Source organism: Paraburkholderia dioscoreae (assembly GCF_902459535.1).
In the GTDB taxonomy this organism is placed as follows: domain Bacteria; phylum Pseudomonadota; class Gammaproteobacteria; order Burkholderiales; family Burkholderiaceae; genus Paraburkholderia; species Paraburkholderia dioscoreae.
On the sequence record NZ_LR699553.1, the window covers coordinates 1,601,334 to 1,617,045 of the forward strand.

Below are 15,712 nucleotides of genomic sequence, written 5' to 3' on the forward strand. Positions count from 1 at the left end.
AACGACTTCGATGAGTTTTCGCCGCCTTTCTTTGCTCGCCATGTCGAGCGTTTGCGTACTGGGCGCCGCCTGCGCGCCTGCCGTTTTTGCTGCTTCTGCCGCTACGCCGGCGAGCGCCGTCACGCTCAGCGAGGCCGCTTCGGCCGCCTCAGCCGCCTCAGCCGTTGCCAGTGCCGCAGGCGATGCCGGTCCGGCCTACGGCCCCGAGTTGCAGGGCTTCGACTATCCGGCGCCGGTCGGGCAGTACGATTTCACCTCTCAAGGGGTCGCGCTGCATATGGCGTACATGGACATCAAGCCGGCGCATGCGAATGGCCGCACAGCGGTGTTGCTGCACGGCAAGAACTTCTGCGCGGCAACGTGGGAGGGGACCATTCGCCAACTGAGCGATGCGGGCTTTCGCGTGATCGCGCCCGACCAGATCGGCTTTTGCAAATCGAGCAAGCCTGAGCACTATCAGTACAGCTTTCAACAGCTGGCGCGCAATACGCACGCGTTGCTGCAATCGCTCGGCGTGACCGACGCGACCGTGATCGGCCACTCCACGGGCGGCATGCTGGCGATCCGCTACGCGCTGATGTATCCGCACGAGACGCAGCAACTGGTGCTGGTCAACCCGATCGGTCTTGAGGACTGGAAGGCGAAGGGCGTGCCCTCGCTTTCCGTGGACCAGTGGTATGAGCGCGAGCTGAAGACGACCGCCGACGGCATTCGCCGCTACGAGCAGTCCACCTATTACGCGGGGCAGTGGCGTGCGGACTACGAACCGTGGGTGCAGATGCTGGCGGGCATGTACCGCGGTCCGGGCAAACAGATCGTCGCGTGGAATTCCGCGCTGCTGTACGACATGATCTACACGCAGCCGGTGGTGTACGAACTGGGCGAGTTGCAGATGCCGACGCTGCTTTTGATCGGCCAGAAGGACACCACGGCGATCGGCAAGGACGCCGCGCCGCCCGCGGTGCGCGCGAAGATCGGCCATTACCCCGAACTGGGTAAGGCGGCTGCGAAGGCGATTCCGCATGCGACGCTGGTTGAATTCCCGGAACTCGGGCACGCGCCGCAGATGCAGGATCCGCAGGCGTTTCACAAGGCGTTGCTGGAGGGGCTGGCTGCGCTGCCGTCGAGCTGGTGACGTGATGAACGGCTGGGTTTCGCCGAACGACAAAAGGGGCGAACCTGTCTGAACTGCATGCCAAAGACTGGAAGGTATCCAACTTTGGGTGCGGCTCAGCGGCCGCCCCTTTCTCCATTCGTCGACGCGCTTAACTACCGGTCGCCAGATCTTCACGCACTTGCGCGCCGATCTCGAACGAGCGCAGCCGCGCCTTGTGGTCGTAAATCTGCGCGGTAAGCATCAACTCGTCCGCACCGGTTTGATCGATGATCGACTTCAACGCTTCGCGCACCGCGTCACGATCGCCCAGTGCCGTGCAGGCGAGCGAGTGCGCCACGTTGTTCAATTCCATCTCCGACGCCTCGAGCCGCTCCACCGGCGGCTGCAACTGACCCGGCGTGCCGCGCCGCAGATTGATGAACTGCTGCTGCAGCGAGGTGAATAGACGCCGCGCTTCTTCGTTGGAATCGGCGGCGAACAGATTGACGCCGACCATCGCATACGGTTTGTCGAGCGCGGCCGACGGACGGAATTGCGCGCGATACACCTGTAGCGCGGTGAGCATGTAATCCGGCGCGAAATGCGACGCGAACGCGAACGGCAGGCCGAGCGCCGCGGCGAGCTGCGCGCTGAAGAGCGACGAGCCGAGTAGCCACAATGGCACGTTCAGACCCGCGCCCGGCACCGCGCGAATCCGCTGGCCCGGCACGGGGTCGGCGAAATAACGCTGCAATTCGACCACGTCGTCGGGAAACGAGTCCGCGCTGTTTTGCAGGTCGCGGCGCAGCGCGCGAGCGGTGCTCTGATCGGTGCCGGGCGCGCGGCCGAGACCCAGGTCGATCCGGTCGGGGTAAAGCGAGGCGAGCGTGCCGAACTGTTCCGCGATCACGAGCGGCGCATGGTTCGGCAGCATGATGCCGCCCGAGCCGACGCGGATTTTTTTCGTGCCGCCCGCCACGTAGCCGATCACCACTGAGGTCGCCGCGCTGGCAATGCCCGTCATGTTGTGATGTTCCGCCAGCCAGAAGCGCCGGTAGTTCCAGTTTTCCGCATGCTGGGCCAGGTCGAGCGTATTCCTGAACGCGTCTGCCGGCGTGGCGCCCGCGGTGACCGGCGAGAGGTCGAGGACTGAAAAGGGGATCATTGTCTGTTCACTTGTTGTTTCGGGCGCTTCCGCGCGATGGGGCATTCTCGCAAAGGTTCTGCTTTTCTGCTGACGCTGCCGCGATGTCCACGTTCACGAAAGGGGGTTTGTGCGCGCGGCGCCGGGCAGGGCAAACCGCGTCGACAGCACGGACCGTTACATGCAGATCCGATATAGATATGGCCGATCAATAGTTAACATGCGCATGCCGCGCTGCTACCTTAAGCGCCTCGAAGCGAACCATGCATCCGGCCAGTCACGTTACCGCCCCGCCGGGCAGCAACCATTCAGGGAGACACGAGCGTGTCCATCGAATTCATCGGCATGATCCAGACCCGTGGGGTGTCCGAAACGTATGCGGCACAAGGTTTCGTGATCGATATCGATCACGGCCGTGAGCCGATTCCCACTACCCGCGAACGGATTGCGCGCGTCGAGCGCGTGGCGGTGTAACGGAGGCGCGATGACCGATCTTTCTCTCACCGCTATCACCACGTTCGCGAAGGAGCCGCCGGCAATCCAGCGCCACGCGCCGTTGCGCAGATTCTGGTTCGACGAGGTTCCACCGCGCGAGAGCATCGCAGCGGAACGCCGTTACCGGCAGGTGCGGCTTGCCGTCGCGTTTCGCCTGTTCGCGCGCTACGGTTTCGATCAGGGGCTCGCCGGCCATATCACTGCGCGCGATCCGGAATGGCCCGATCATTTCTGGGTGAATCCGTTCGGCAAGCATTTCAGCCGTATCCGCGTGTCCGATCTGTTGCTCGTGAACGCCGAAGGCGAGATCGTGGTCGGCGAGGGGCCGCTGAATCAGGCCGCGTTCGCGATCCACGCGGCGATTCACGAAGCGCGTCCCGACGTCGTATCCGCGGCGCACACGCATTCGCTTTATGGCAAGGCATGGTCGTCGCTGGGCCGTACGCTCGATCCGCTTACCCAGGACTCGTGCGCGTTCTACCAGGATCACGCGTTGTTCGACGATTTTCGCGGCGTCGTGCTCGATACCGATGAAGGCGCGCGCATCGCCGCCGCGCTCGGCGGACACAAGGCGGTGATTCTGAAGAATCACGGCATTCTCACGGCCGGGCCGAGCGTCGAAGCCGCGGCATGGTGGTACATCGCGCTCGACAACGCGTGTCACGCGCAACTGCTCGCTGAAGCCGCGGGTACGCCGCAGGCTATCCCGCACGATATCGCGACGCTCACGCACGAGCAGGTGGGCCGCGCGGGCGGTGCGCAGTTTGCGTTCCAGAGCCTGCTGGAAGGGCTGGTGGAAGCCGAGTCCGACGTACTCGATTAAAGCTCTGAACCATGTCGCATGACGCGCTTGCAGCGTGCCTGCGGCGCTGGCAAAGGACTAAACAGAATCAGACTATTTGATGCCGACCTTTTGCGACACGACCCACACGACGGGATCGGACATCGAGCACTCTACCGAACTGACTTCGCTCGATGTAATGACTTCAATCGCGCATCCGGTGTGTTTATAAAAGGTGATGTCGTAGACATCGCGCCAAAGGTCTTTGCCGATCTTTTCCGAGGCGATCCGCACCGCCGTGGTCATCGAGTCGTCGAGTTGGACCGGATCCGTGATACGGACGTTTTTCAGAATGAGCGGTGTTATGTTTTTCGGCCAACTCGCGCATTGCAAAGGCGAACCGGCGAAGCACAGGGCAGGAGCTGCCAGCACGGCCAAGTTCGCGGCGGCCCTCACAGCGACACCGTGATCGTATGATCGCCGCTTTCCCAGATGTGCCGGCGCGTGACGATGTTGACGATCACGCAGCCGCCGGACACCGGCAGGGATCTCGTCTTGCTCGATTCGACCTGGACTTTGGCGATAGATCCACGGCATCCGGTCACTTCATTTCCAGTTGGGGGTCGCGATATTACCGACTCCGGTGTCTAAAAATAGGATTGCCATATTTTTTACAAATAAGCATGGGCTGCTCACCTGTTTGAGCGATTGCTGGCTCTGCAGCGTCTGGGGTTTGATGGGCCTGCCGCGTGGCGCGGAAATTGCTCGGCATTCCCGTATCGCCGAAGACGGCGTGCCGCAGGAAAACCACGCGGCAAAACGGCTCGACGCCGGCAGCGTGGATGCCGTGCCTCCGGGCAGCGGCGATATTCACCGCGTGAGGAACGTTTTTGGTGACCGTACGTCGATCGGCATTCACGTGTACGGTGCAAATATCGGTGCGGTGAAACGGTCCGTCCAGGCAGGCGGCGCCGCGCGAAAACTTTTATCTCCGGCGATGCGAACGACGTGTTGCCGAATATCTGGAATGTTGTGAAGGAGTCCCCGATCTCATGAGTTTCGTTCAGGCATTTCGTACCCGATCATTCGAAGATGTGCGCTACGCGCTGCTCGAGCACGAGGAAATCGCGCTCGTCGATGTGCGCGAGGAAGATCCCCACGCCCGCAGTCATCCGCTTTTTGCAGCCAATCTGCCGCTCTCGCGGCTCGAACTCGACGCGCCGGTGCGCTTGCCGCGCCAGGCCGTGCCGATTGTGGTGTTCGACGCCGGCGAAGGGTTCGCCGAGCGCGCCGCGCGCCGTTTGAGCGAGCTGGGCTATACCGACGTCGCCCTGCTCGAAGGCGGTTTGCAAGGTTGGCGCGAGGCCGGCGGCGAGTTGTTCCAGGACGTCAACGTGCCGAGCAAGGCGTTTGGCGAACTGGTGGAAAGCGAGCGCCATACGCCGTCGCTCGCCGCGCCGCAAGTGCAGGCGCTGCTCGATCACGAAGCCGACGTGGTGGTGCTCGACGCGCGCCGCTTCGACGAATACCAGACCATGAATATTCCCGGTAGCGTCAGCGTGCCCGGCGCGGAACTGGTGCTGCGCGCGCGCCAGCTTGCGCCGGACCCGGCGACGCGGATCATCGTCAATTGCGCGGGGCGCACGCGCAGCATCGTCGGCGCGCAGTCGCTGATCAACGCGGGCGTGCCGAATCCGGTGGCGGCGCTGCGTAACGGCACGATCGGCTGGACGCTGGCCGGCCAGGCGCTCGCGCACGGCAGTTCGCGCCGCTTCGACGCGGTGGTCGACGATCAGCTGCGTCTGGCCGCTGCCGATTCCGCGCGCGCGGTGGCGGATCGCGCCAGGGTGGGCCGCACTTCGCGCGACGAAGCGCGCCGCTGGGCTGGCGAAGCGGTCCGCAGCGTGTATCGCTTCGACGTGCGCACGCCCGAAGAATACGAAGCGGGGCACGTGCCAGGCTTTCGCAGCGCGCCGGGCGGCCAGCTCGTGCAGGAAACCGACATGTTCGCGCCGGTGCGCGGCGCGCGCGTGATTCTCGCGGACAACGACGGCGTGCGCGCCAACATGACCGCGTCGTGGCTCGCGCAGATGAACGTCGACGTGTATGTGGTGGATGGTCTGACGGCTGCGGACTTTGGCGAAAAAGGCGCGGCGCCCGCCGCCCGCCATGCGCCCACGCCGCCCGACGTCGACGAAATCTCTCCGGCCGGGCTGCGCACGCTGCTGCAATCGCCGGGCACCGCCGTGCTTGATTTCAGCGACAGCGCGAACTACGTGAAGCGGCATATCCCCGGCGCGTGGTTCGTGATTCGCGGCGAACTCGAGAAGGCGTTGCTCAAGCTGCCGGATGCGCAGCGTTACGTGCTCACCGGTGGCAACAATCTGCTCGCGCGCTTCGCCGCGCCCGAGGTCGCGGCCTTGACCGGCAAGCCGGTGCAGGTGCTGGGCGGCGGCACGGCGGCGTGGATCGAAGCCGGCTTGCCGGTCGAGAGCGGCGAGACGCGCCTCGCATCACCGCGCATCGACCGTTACCGGCGTCCTTACGAGGGCACGGATAACGCGCGTGAAGCGATGAATGCGTATCTGGAATGGGAGTATGGTCTTGTTGCCCAACTCGCGCGCGACGGTACGCACGGGTTTCGCGTGATCTGACCGGCTTGGCCGAACCGGGCCGACCGATGCGACGACTCATGCTGTGTCATGTTTTCTTTCGCATTCCGATCTGTTCTGCGACATACGTTGTCCAGAACGTCTGGCGTTGCGGCGCTTGCGGCGTCAGCATTGCTGCGCGCCGAGCCTTAGATGTTGCAGGCGGCGGGGCGCTCGGCCTTCGAGTCGATTGCGCGTGAGGCGGTTGCGACGTCGGCGCCGGTCTGAAGCCGTGGCTACCACCGGCGAATCATCTGCCGATTCGGTGTAAACGCGCTCTCGTCTAAATCGGCCAATCCGTTTAGATTAGCTGCACTTGGAAGGCTTATCGAGGGACCAGGGCGGCCAATCAAGCAGCGGTTTGCCATTCCGGCGATAGCGCGAGGTGAGCAGCCAAGGTTGCTCACTGCTTCGTCCGGGACCAGACCGCTGCGCGTCGTCCGCGGTGCTTCTTTTCCAGGCGGCCAGATGGCCGCTTTCACCGACCGTATCGGCCGACCTGGCGACGCTTTGCACAGCGTCGCTTTTTTGCTTGTGGCGCCGGTTTTCACGTGGTTCGCCGCGTGGCCTCGCACCGCCTCCGCCTCCGCCGCCTCCGCCTTCGCCATCTCGGCCTTCGCTACCGCTACCGCGTTGTTCGACGGCGCACACGCCGTGCCGCGCCCGCTCGCGGTTTTGCCCGTGCGCGGTTATCCTGTAGTAGACACTACACAACGGGATGCAGGCGTTCGCGGCCTGCATCCGTAGAGGAAATTCGCTGTGAGCCTGAAATTGCTGACTGTCGCCATGCTGGCCACGTGCGTTGCGCTGACCGGTTGCGACGACCAACAGAGCGAGCGCGCCGTGCAAAAACTCAAGGAATTCTTCAATGCCGTCAAACCGGACGCTTTATTGCTCAAGGACATGACGCCGGGCGTCACGACCGAAGCGCAGATCCGCGGCCAGATGGGCAAGCCGGAAACCGAGCGCACCTTCACCGACGGCTCGAAACGCTTTGAATATCCGCGCGGCCCGCAAGGCCTGAATACATACATGGTCGACATCGATCGCGACGGTAAATTGCAGGCCATCACCCAGGTGCTGACGGCGGCCAACTTCGCGAAGATCCGCATCGGCATGAGCGAGGACGAAGTGCGCCGCCTGCTCGGCAAGCCCGGTCAGGTCGCGGTGTTTCCGCTCAAGCCGGAGACGGTGTGGAGCTGGAAGTGGCGCGAAGGCGGCGTGACCGAAGAAGGGATTTTCAACGTGCATTTCGACCAGTATCAGAAGGTGTACACGACATCGCGTTCCGACGTGAATCGTGGGCGATAGAAGATAGAAAGCGGGGAAGAAGATGATACGTCGACGTCGATACAGCCGGATCGGGCTGGTGTTGGGGGGCGGCGCCGCGCGCGGCTGGGCGCATATCGGCGCGATTCGCGCGCTGCACGATGCGGGCATCAGGCCCGACGTGGTCTGCGGCACGTCGATCGGCGCGCTGGTGGGCGCGGTTTACGCAAACGGCGACCTCGACTGGCTCGAGGAGTGGGTCTCGCGGCTCACGTGGCAGACGGTCGTGCGCCTGCTCGATCTGCGCTTTTCCGGCGGCCTGCTCGGCGGACGCAAGGTGATCCAGCTGTTCGCCGACAAGTTCGACGGCCGTTCGATCGCCCAGTTGAACATGCCGTTCGCAGCGGTCGCCACTGAACTCGATTCAGGCCGTGAATGCTGGTTGCAGGACGGCAGCGTGGTCGAGGCGGTACGCGCCTCGATTGCGATTCCCGGCATTTTCACGCCCGTGTGGCAGAACGGCGTCTGGCTGGTGGACGGCGGCCTGAGCAACCCGGTGCCGGTTTCGGTGGCGCGCGGCATGCGCGCGGACTGCGTGATCGCCGTCGATCTGAACAACGATATTCTGAACGGCCGCGATTTCGGCGGCGCGGTGGTCGATACGCCGGCCATCGATCCGGCGGCGCCGCAGGCGGTCGCGCTGCGCCGCAACGGCAAGCCCTGGCCGCGCTGGCTCGCGCCCGCCGAAGGGCGCGCCACGGACGACGTGCGCGTGCCGCCCGCGCCGAGCGCACGCGTGCCGTCCATGCTGAGTTCGATCGCGCAGAGTATCGACATCATGCAGGTGCGGATCACGCGCAGCCGTCTGGCGGGCGAACCGGCGGACATCCTGATTCAGCCGCGCCTGGGCGGCATGGGGATTTTCGACTTTCACCGCGCGGCGCCGGCTATCGAGGAAGGGCGCGCGGCGGTGGAACATATGCTGCCGGCGATTCGGGCAAGGTTGGGGGTCGATTAGGGCGTTCCGAGCGCCCGCCGTCTATCGAAAAAGCGACCCGAAACTTGCTAAAACGCGGCAGCGCTTACCGTGCGCCAGCCGCGTTGCAAACCCGATTTCCCCGCAAAACCAAGCCCTGCAAGCCGCGCACAGCGCTAAAGCACGCTCTGCTGCATCGCAGCAAAACTCCCCCGCGCCTTTGAGAATTTAATTTTCGCTTGCGAGACTCCGCGCCATGCCGGACGAGTGGGGCTGACACGAGCCGACGCCGTCCGGCACATCCTCAAACAACCTGGATGGAGACGCGCGTGTTCCTATATGGCTTTGGTCCGGTGCTGCTGGCGGGCACGATCCAGACGATCGAGCTGTCCGTCCTGTCGCTGGCGGCCGCCGTGCTGCTCGGCCTCGCGGGCGCGGCGGCGAAACTCTCGTTCAACCGCCCGCTGCGCGCAATCGCAACCGGCTATACGACGCTGATCCGCTCGGTGCCCGACCTCGTTCTGATGCTGCTGCTGTTCTACAGCATCCAGATCGCGGTCAACGATCTCACCGACGCGCTGAATCTGCCGCAGTTCGATATCGATCCGTTCGTGGCCGGCGTGCTGACACTCGGCTTCATTTATGGCGCGTACTTCACCGAGACTTTCCGCGGCGCGTTTCTGGCCGTGCCGCGCGGCCAGCTCGAAGCGGGCAGTGCGTACGGCATGAGCGGCGCTCGCGTGTTCACGCGCATCCTGTTCCCGCAGATGATGCGTTTCGCGCTGCCGGGCATCGGCAACAACTGGCAGGTGCTGGTGAAGGCCACCGCGCTGGTGTCGATCATCGGTCTCGCCGACGTGGTCAAAGCCGCGCAGGACGCCGGCAAAAGCACCTTCAACATGTTCTTCTTCATCCTGATCGCCGCGCTGATCTATCTGGCGATCACGACCGTGTCGAATCTCGTGCTGATCTGGCTGGAAAAGCGCTATTCGATCGGCGTGCGGCACGCGGAGCTCTGAGACCATGATCGATATCCTCAATCAATTCTGGCGCGCGTTCCTCTACTGGGACGGCCAGCGCATGTCGGGTCTCGCGGTCACGCTGTGGCTGCTGGTGGCGTCGGTCGGGATCGGTTTCTGCGCGGCGATTCCGCTGGCGGTGGCGCGCGTGTCGAAGAAGCGCTGGCTCTCCACGCCCGTGCGTCTTTACACTTACGTGTTTCGCGGCACGCCGCTGTACGTGCAACTGCTGCTGATCTATACGGGCATGTACAGCCTCGAATTCGTGCGCTCGCAGCAATTGCTGGACGCGTTTTTCCGCAGCGGTTTTCACTGTGCGATTCTCGCCTTCGCATTGAACACCTGTGCGTACACCACGGAGATTTTCGCCGGCGCGATCCGTTCGACCTCGCACGGCGAAGTGGAAGCGGCGCGCGCCTACGGCATGAGCTGGTTCACGATGTACCGCCGCATTGTGATACCGTCCGCGCTGCGCCGGGCCTTGCCGTTGTACAGTAACGAAGTGATCCTGATGCTGCATGCCACCACGGTCGCCTTCACGGCCACGGTGCCGGACATCCTGAAAGTGGCGCGCGACGCGAATTCGGCCACTTACCAGTCGTTCGACGCGTTTGGCCTCGCGGCGCTGATTTACCTGGTGGTGTCGTTCGCGCTGGTGGCGCTGTTTCGCCGCGCCGAGCGTCATTGGCTGGGATATCTCGCGGTGCGCACGCATTGAGACGCGCCGTGTTGGCAGTGGGCGGCGGTTTGCGCGGGCGCCGTCATGAAGATCGATCCGTATTTTCAAAGGGAGAGCATCTTGCTCCACACGACTCAAACCGAAGCTTGCAAGCTCGCCGTACAGGACATCCATAAGCGCTACGGCGACAACGAAGTGCTCAAGGGCGTGTCGCTCAACGCGAACAAGGGCGACGTGATCAGCATCATCGGCGCGAGCGGGTCGGGCAAGAGCACCTTCCTGCGCTGCATCAATTTTCTCGAACGGCCGAACGCCGGGCAGATCGTCGTGGACGGCGAAGCGGTGAAGACGAAAACCGATCGCGCCGGCAATCTCGAAGTCGCGGATCACAAGCAGTTGCAGCGCATCCGCACGAAGCTCGCGATGGTGTTCCAGCACTTCAACCTGTGGGCGCACATGAACGTGATCGAGAACATCGTCGAAGCGCCGATTCATGTGCTCGGCTTGCCGCGGCGCGAAGCGGAAGAGCGCGCGCGTGAGTACCTCGAGAAGGTCGGCCTCGCGCCGCGCCTCGAAAAGCAGTATCCGTCGCATCTGTCGGGCGGTCAGCAGCAGCGTGTGGCGATTGCCCGCGCGCTCGCCATGAACCCCGACGTCATGCTGTTCGACGAGCCGACTTCCGCGCTCGACCCCGAACTGGTCGGTGAAGTGCTGAAGGTCATGCAGAAGCTCGCCGAAGAAGGCCGCACGATGATCGTCGTCACGCACGAAATGGGTTTCGCGCGCAACGTGTCGAACCATGTGATGTTCCTGCATCAAGGCCGCACCGAAGAAGAGGGCTTGCCCGCGGAAGTCCTGAGCGCGCCGCGCAGCGAACGGCTCAAGCAGTTCCTGTCCGGCAGCCTGAAGTAACGCGCGGCTCGCGCCGTAGCGTTTGATCCCGTCAGCGATGGCCCGCACGTCCAGCCCTGCTCGCACCACGCAAGTCGCCATCGTCGCGTTGCCGCCCGTGTCCATGTCGGGCGTCGGGCCGATTGTCGATGCGCTCAATCTCGCCAATGAAATCGACGGCCGCGCGCTGTACCGCGTGCAGGTGTGTTCGTGGGACGGCCGCGCGGTGCCGCTTTCGGGCGGCGCGCACTGGGCCGCCGACGCCGCCTTCGGCGATGCGATCTCCTGCGACTGGCTGATCATCGTCAGCGAGCGGTTCCAGCAGTTCGCCGACTATCGCCTCTTTCTGGCCAGCCTGTCGCGCGTCGGCCAGCGCACGCCGCTCGTCACCGGGATTCACCACGGCGTATGGTGGCTCGCTATGGCCGGGCAGTTGTCCGGCTACCGCGTGAGCGTCAACTGGGAAACCTATCAGCAGTTCTCCGAGCAGTTCGAACGCTCCATCGTCACGCAACAGATCTTCGAAATCGACCGCGATCGCGCGACCTGCGCGGGCGGTCAGGCAACCGTCGACTTCATGCTGGCGATGATCGGCCGCGAGCACGGTCCCGAACTCGCGGATCGCATTGCCGACACGCTCGGCGTGGGCGCATTGCGCGCGGGTGAGGAGCGTCAGCGTATTCCGTTCGTGACCGCGCCGGGCGAGCGCCACCCGCGTCTGAACGACGCATTGCTGCTGATGGAAGCGAATATCGAGGATCCGCTTACCACCGATGAGATCGCGGGTCTGGTCGGCGTGTCGCGGCGGCAGTTGGAACGTCTGTTTCGCCAGTATCTCGGCTCGATGCCGTCCAAATACTACCTGGGGCTGCGGCTTTCGAAAGCGCGCACGCAATTGCAGCGCACCAGCAAATCGGTGGTGCAGATCAGTCTGGCTTGCGGGTTTTCGTCGGCGGCGCACTTTTCGAATGCGTACCGCGAACGCTTTGGTGTCACACCGCGCGAGGATCGTCGTAACTGGATCGACAGGCAGACCGGCGCGAGCGGCGCCGCGGCCAGCGAGCCGCGGCCGGGCGCGCTGATCGAGCGGCCGGATCAGGCGGATTGAGGCTTTGCCGAGGCTGCGCGGAAGCTTTGCCGAGGCGCGCTCCGAAGCACGAGATGAAGCGGCGCCGGGCAGAGGCTGATCTACGCAAAGAGGCGTGGTCGGGGGCTGGCGGCACAGCCCGCGCAAAATGCCGCCCGTTCGCGTGGAACCTCATAGAAAGCGTCGCGTATGCGCAAGACGTATTGCGCGCCGTTACCTACACTAGCTGTATCACCTCTCACCTGTAACGAGGATTTGCCATGAACGACCTGACAGTGACACGCCAGACCTTCGACGAAGTCATGGTGCCGGTGTTTTCTCCCGCCGCCTTCGTGCCGGACCGCGGTCTCGGCTCACGCGTCTGGGATACGCAGGGCCGCGACTATATCGACTTCGCCGGCGGCATCGCTGTCACCGCGCTCGGTCATGGGCATCCCGAACTGCTGAAAGTGCTGCACGAGCAGGGCGGCAAGCTGTGGCATATCGGCAATGGCTACACCAACGAGCCGGTGCTGCGTCTGGCCAAACGCCTCGAAGAGCTGACGTTCGCCGACCGCGCATTCTTCGCCAACTCGGGTGCGGAAGCGAATGAAGCCGCGTTGAAGCTGGCGCGCCGCGTCGCGTTCGATCGCCACGGCGCGGATAAATTCGAAATCGTCTCGTTTACGCAGTCGTTCCACGGCCGCACGTTTTTCACGGTGAGCGTCGGCGGGCAGCCGAAGTATTCGGAAGGCTTCGGCCCGGTGCCGGCCGGCATCACCCACTTGCCGTACAACGACATCGAAGCGGCGAAAAAAGCCATCGGCGCGCAAACCTGCGCGGTGATCGTCGAGCCGATTCAGGGCGAAGGCGGCGTGATCCCGGCGGATCCGGCGTTCCTCAAGGCGCTGCGCGAAGCCTGCGATCAGCACGGCGCACTGCTGATTTTTGACGAGGTACAAACGGGTGTGGGCCGCAGCGGCTATTTCTACGCGTACCAGGAAACCGGCGTGACCCCGGACATCCTGACCACGGCCAAGGCGCTCGGCAACGGCTTCCCGATCGGCGCGATGCTGACCACCAACGAACTGGCCGCGTATTTCAAGGTCGGCGTGCATGGCACGACATACGGCGGCAATCCGCTGGGCGCGGCGATCGCCGAAAAGGTGGTCGAGCTGATCAGTGATCCGAAGCTGCTCGAAGGCGTGGGTTCGCGCAGTGAAGCGCTGAAAGGCCATCTGGCGAAGCTGAACGAACGCTTTGGCCTGTTCACGGAAGTGCGCGGCCGTGGGCTGCTGATCGGTGCGGAACTGACCGCCGCATTCAAGGGCCGCGCGAAAGATTTCGTTACCGCCGCCGGCCAGCATGGCGTGATCATGCTGATGGCCGGTCCTGACGTGCTGCGGTTCGTGCCGTCGCTGATCATGCCGCTCGACGATATGAACGAAGGCTTCGCGCGTCTGACCAGGGCGATCGAGGGCATTGTCGGCGCGAAGGCCGAAGCGGCGTCGCACTGAGCCACAGCATTGATCACGCGTCACATTCAACAGGAACGATGATGCTCTTCGTACGCCCAGGCCGCCTCGCCGATCTCGATGCGCTCGAGCATATGGCGCGCACCGCGCAACCGGTGCTGCATTCCCTGCCGCACGACCGGCGTGCGCTCGAAGCGCGCGTCGCATTGTCGGAAGACTCGTTTCGCGCGGAGGTCGATTTTCCGGGCGAGGAGTTCTATCTGTTCGTGCTCGAAGATGCGTCAAGCGGCAAGCTGATGGGTACGGCGAGCATCGTCGCCGCAGCCGGTTACTCGGACCCGTTCTACGCGTTTCGCAACGACGCGCTGATTCACGCATCGCGCGAACTGCATGTGAATCGCAAGATTCACGCGCTGACCATGTCGCATGAGCTAACCGGCAAGAGCCGCCTCGCCGGCTATTACATCGATCCGTCGCTGCGGGGCGACGCCGCCGCGCATCTGATGTCGCGCGCACGGATGATGTATATCGCCGCCAATCGCAAGCGCTTCACGTCCGAGGTGTTTTCGCTGCTGCTCGGCGTCACCGACGAGAACGGCGTTTCGCCATTCTGGGAAGCGGTGGGGCGCAAGTTCTTCGGCCGCGACTTCGCGGACATCGAAATCGAATCGGGTGGCCGCAGCCGCACGTTTATCGCCGAAGTAATGCCCACCTATCCCATCTATGTGCCGTTGCTGCCGGAGGCGGCGCAGCGTGTGCTCGGCGAGCCGGATTCGAAGGCCTTGCTCGCGTATGACATTCATCTCGAAGAAGGCTTCGAGACCGATCGCTATGTCGACATTTTCGACGCGGGTCCGGTGCTGACCGCACAAGTGGATCGCAGCGCCTGTGTCACGCGCAACGAAACGCGCGTGGTGCATGAGAACGATGCGGCCGCTAACGGCTCGACGTATCTGATCGCGCATAACGCCGCCGACGGCGAGTTCCGCTGCGTGCTCGGCGAACTGGCGGCGGGCAAAGCGGCCGCCGCGCCGTTGCCGCACGCGGCGCGCGCCGTGCTCGGCGTAGAGGAGGGCGACACGGTGCGCTGCGTGCCGCTGCACGCGTCGCAGCAGGATGAACAATCGGGAGAGGCACGATGATCGTCGTTCGCGTTGTGCAACGAGGCGATGTGGACGCGCTGATGCGGCTCGCGCAGGAAACCGGCCCAGGCCTCACCACCTTCAAGCCTGACCGCGATGCACTCGCGGCACGCGTGGAACGCGCGCGCCGCACGATGGAAGACAAGGCCGAGCCGTATGAAGCCGGCTACTTCTTCGTGATGGAAGACACCGATACCGGCGACGTGGCCGGTGTGTGCGGAATCGAAACAGCGGTAGGCCTGCAACAGCCGTTCTACAACTATCGCGTGAGCACGGTGGTGCACGCGAGCCAGGATCTCGGGATCTGGACGCGCATGCGCGCGCTGAACATCTCGCACGACCTGACGGGTTACGCGGAAGTGTGCTCGCTGTTCCTCAGCCCGCGTTATCGCACGAGCGGCGTGGGCGGCTTGCTGTCGCGTTCGCGCTTCATGTTTCTCGCGCAGTTTCGCGAGCGCTTTCCGCAGCGTCTGTGCGCGGAATTGCGCGGCCATTTCGATGCGGAAGGCAGCTCGCCGTTCTGGCGCGCGGTCGGCTCGCATTTCTACCAGATCGATTTCAACGCGGCGGACTATCTGAGTTCGCACGGCCGCAAGGCGTTTCTCGCCGAGCTGATGCCGCGCTATCCGGTGTATGTCGAGTTGTTGCCGGAAGAGGCGCAGGACTGCGTCGGCCTCACGCATAGCGACACGATTCCGGCGCGCCGTATGCTCGAAGCAGAAGGGCTGCGCTACGAGAATCACGTCGATATCTTCGATGCGGGTCCGGTGCTCGAATGCCATATCGCCGATTTGCGCACGGTGCGCGAGAGCGTGGTGGTGCCGGTCGAAATCGGCGAATCGGGAGCGCCGCAAGATGGGCGCAAATCGATGGTGTCGAATACGTCGTTGGGCGATTTTCGCGTCGGCGTGGTGGCGGGCGTGCCGCAGGACGGCGTGTTCCGCCTGAGCGCGGCCGAGGCCTCGGCACTCGACGTCAAGGCGGGCGACCTCGTGCGCGTGCTGCCGCAGAAACACAAACAGGGATGA

16 protein-coding genes are annotated in these 15,712 nt (G+C 64.0%); 14 read left to right on the forward strand and 2 right to left on the reverse strand.

Annotated elements, in window-relative coordinates:
- Nucleotides 1-10: 10 nt before the first annotated feature.
- Nucleotides 11-1,135, forward strand: coding sequence for an alpha/beta fold hydrolase (locus tag PDMSB3_RS07135; protein WP_165185565.1), 1,125 nt, complete (start codon nt 11-13; stop codon nt 1,133-1,135).
- Nucleotides 1,136-1,265: 130 nt separating this feature from the next.
- On the opposite strand, the gene PDMSB3_RS07140 is transcribed toward PDMSB3_RS07135, so the two are convergent.
- Nucleotides 1,266-2,261, reverse strand: coding sequence for an LLM class flavin-dependent oxidoreductase (locus tag PDMSB3_RS07140; RefSeq protein ID WP_007182403.1), 996 nt, complete (start codon nt 2,259-2,261; stop codon nt 1,266-1,268).
- Nucleotides 2,262-2,564: 303 nt separating this feature from the next.
- On the opposite strand from PDMSB3_RS07140, the gene PDMSB3_RS07145 reads away from it, so the two are divergent.
- Both PDMSB3_RS07145 and PDMSB3_RS07150 read left to right on the forward strand, forming a co-directional pair.
- A complete protein-coding gene (locus PDMSB3_RS07145) occupies nt 2,565-2,714 on the forward strand; it encodes a hypothetical protein (RefSeq protein ID WP_007182402.1) in 150 nt (49 codons plus the stop codon).
- 10 nt (nt 2,715-2,724) lie between these two features.
- Nucleotides 2,725-3,558, forward strand: a complete 834-nt coding sequence (locus PDMSB3_RS07150; protein WP_007182401.1) for a class II aldolase/adducin family protein — start codon at nt 2,725-2,727, stop codon at nt 3,556-3,558.
- 72 nt (nt 3,559-3,630) lie between these two features.
- Here the strand turns inward: PDMSB3_RS07150 and PDMSB3_RS07155 are convergent, their stop codons facing one another.
- Nucleotides 3,631-4,113, reverse strand: a complete 483-nt coding sequence (locus tag PDMSB3_RS07155; RefSeq protein ID WP_232064131.1) for a hypothetical protein — start codon at nt 4,111-4,113, stop codon at nt 3,631-3,633.
- Nucleotides 4,114-4,159: 46 nt separating this feature from the next.
- Here PDMSB3_RS07155 and PDMSB3_RS07160 point away from each other — a divergent pair, with 46 nt between their 5' ends.
- The 11 genes from PDMSB3_RS07160 to astA all read left to right on the forward strand — a co-directional run bounded on the left by PDMSB3_RS07160 (nt 4,160) and on the right by astA (nt 15,712).
- A complete protein-coding gene (locus PDMSB3_RS07160; protein ID WP_197740220.1) occupies nt 4,160-4,552 on the forward strand; it encodes a hypothetical protein in 393 nt (130 codons plus the stop codon).
- A gap of 16 nt (nt 4,553-4,568) precedes the next feature.
- Entirely contained in the window at nt 4,569-6,170 is a 1,602-nt protein-coding gene (locus PDMSB3_RS07165; RefSeq protein ID WP_007182399.1) for a rhodanese-related sulfurtransferase, read from the forward strand.
- Nucleotides 6,171-6,926: 756 nt separating this feature from the next.
- Entirely contained in the window at nt 6,927-7,478 is a 552-nt protein-coding gene (locus tag PDMSB3_RS07170; protein ID WP_007182397.1) for a hypothetical protein, read from the forward strand.
- Between the two features lie 22 nt (nt 7,479-7,500).
- A complete protein-coding gene (locus tag PDMSB3_RS07175) occupies nt 7,501-8,454 on the forward strand; it encodes a patatin-like phospholipase family protein (protein WP_165185567.1) in 954 nt (317 codons plus the stop codon).
- A gap of 287 nt (nt 8,455-8,741) precedes the next feature.
- Nucleotides 8,742-9,431: an ABC transporter permease gene (locus PDMSB3_RS07180; protein ID WP_007182395.1), complete on the forward strand. Its 690-nt coding sequence runs from the start codon at nt 8,742-8,744 to the stop codon at nt 9,429-9,431.
- A gap of 4 nt (nt 9,432-9,435) precedes the next feature.
- Complete coding sequence (locus PDMSB3_RS07185) at nt 9,436-10,149, forward strand: ABC transporter permease (protein ID WP_007182394.1); 714 nt, start codon at nt 9,436-9,438, stop codon at nt 10,147-10,149.
- 45 nt (nt 10,150-10,194) lie between these two features.
- Nucleotides 10,195-11,022 carry an ABC transporter ATP-binding protein gene (locus PDMSB3_RS07190; RefSeq protein ID WP_007182393.1) on the forward strand — a complete coding sequence of 276 codons (828 nt, stop codon included), beginning with the start codon at nt 10,195-10,197 and terminating at the stop codon, nt 11,020-11,022.
- Between the two features lie 37 nt (nt 11,023-11,059).
- Nucleotides 11,060-12,109: a GlxA family transcriptional regulator gene (locus PDMSB3_RS07195; RefSeq protein WP_007182392.1), complete on the forward strand. Its 1,050-nt coding sequence runs from the start codon at nt 11,060-11,062 to the stop codon at nt 12,107-12,109.
- Between the two features lie 239 nt (nt 12,110-12,348).
- Nucleotides 12,349-13,584 (forward strand): aspartate aminotransferase family protein, encoded by a 1,236-nt coding sequence (locus PDMSB3_RS07200; protein ID WP_007182391.1) that lies wholly within the window; start codon nt 12,349-12,351, stop codon nt 13,582-13,584.
- A 41-nt stretch (nt 13,585-13,625) separates the two neighbouring features.
- A complete protein-coding gene (aruF, locus tag PDMSB3_RS07205; RefSeq protein ID WP_007182390.1) occupies nt 13,626-14,684 on the forward strand; it encodes an arginine/ornithine succinyltransferase subunit alpha in 1,059 nt (352 codons plus the stop codon).
- Nucleotides 14,681-15,712: an arginine N-succinyltransferase gene (astA, locus tag PDMSB3_RS07210; protein ID WP_165185569.1), complete on the forward strand. Its 1,032-nt coding sequence runs from the start codon at nt 14,681-14,683 to the stop codon at nt 15,710-15,712. Before aruF ends, astA begins: the two co-directional genes overlap by 4 nt.

What these genes read in the sequence shown, in the direction of transcription:
- PDMSB3_RS07135 (WP_165185565.1), top strand. Translation starts at nt 11, where the DNA reads ATGAGTTTTCGCCGCCTTTCTTTGCTCGCCATGTCGAGCGTTTGCGTA.
- PDMSB3_RS07140 (WP_007182403.1), bottom strand. Translation starts at nt 2,261, where the DNA reads ATGATCCCCTTTTCAGTCCTCGACCTCTCGCCGGTCACCGCGGGCGCC.
- PDMSB3_RS07150 (WP_007182401.1), top strand. Translation starts at nt 2,725, where the DNA reads ATGACCGATCTTTCTCTCACCGCTATCACCACGTTCGCGAAGGAGCCG.
- PDMSB3_RS07155 (WP_232064131.1), bottom strand. Translation starts at nt 4,113, where the DNA reads ATGCCGTGGATCTATCGCCAAAGTCCAGGTCGAATCGAGCAAGACGAG.
- PDMSB3_RS07165 (WP_007182399.1), top strand. Translation starts at nt 4,569, where the DNA reads ATGAGTTTCGTTCAGGCATTTCGTACCCGATCATTCGAAGATGTGCGC.
- PDMSB3_RS07175 (WP_165185567.1), top strand. Translation starts at nt 7,501, where the DNA reads ATGATACGTCGACGTCGATACAGCCGGATCGGGCTGGTGTTGGGGGGC.
- PDMSB3_RS07185 (WP_007182394.1), top strand. Translation starts at nt 9,436, where the DNA reads ATGATCGATATCCTCAATCAATTCTGGCGCGCGTTCCTCTACTGGGAC.
- PDMSB3_RS07190 (WP_007182393.1), top strand. Translation starts at nt 10,195, where the DNA reads ATGAAGATCGATCCGTATTTTCAAAGGGAGAGCATCTTGCTCCACACG.
- PDMSB3_RS07195 (WP_007182392.1), top strand. Translation starts at nt 11,060, where the DNA reads ATGGCCCGCACGTCCAGCCCTGCTCGCACCACGCAAGTCGCCATCGTC.
- PDMSB3_RS07200 (WP_007182391.1), top strand. Translation starts at nt 12,349, where the DNA reads ATGAACGACCTGACAGTGACACGCCAGACCTTCGACGAAGTCATGGTG.
- aruF (WP_007182390.1), top strand. Translation starts at nt 13,626, where the DNA reads ATGCTCTTCGTACGCCCAGGCCGCCTCGCCGATCTCGATGCGCTCGAG.
- astA (WP_165185569.1), top strand. Translation starts at nt 14,681, where the DNA reads ATGATCGTCGTTCGCGTTGTGCAACGAGGCGATGTGGACGCGCTGATG.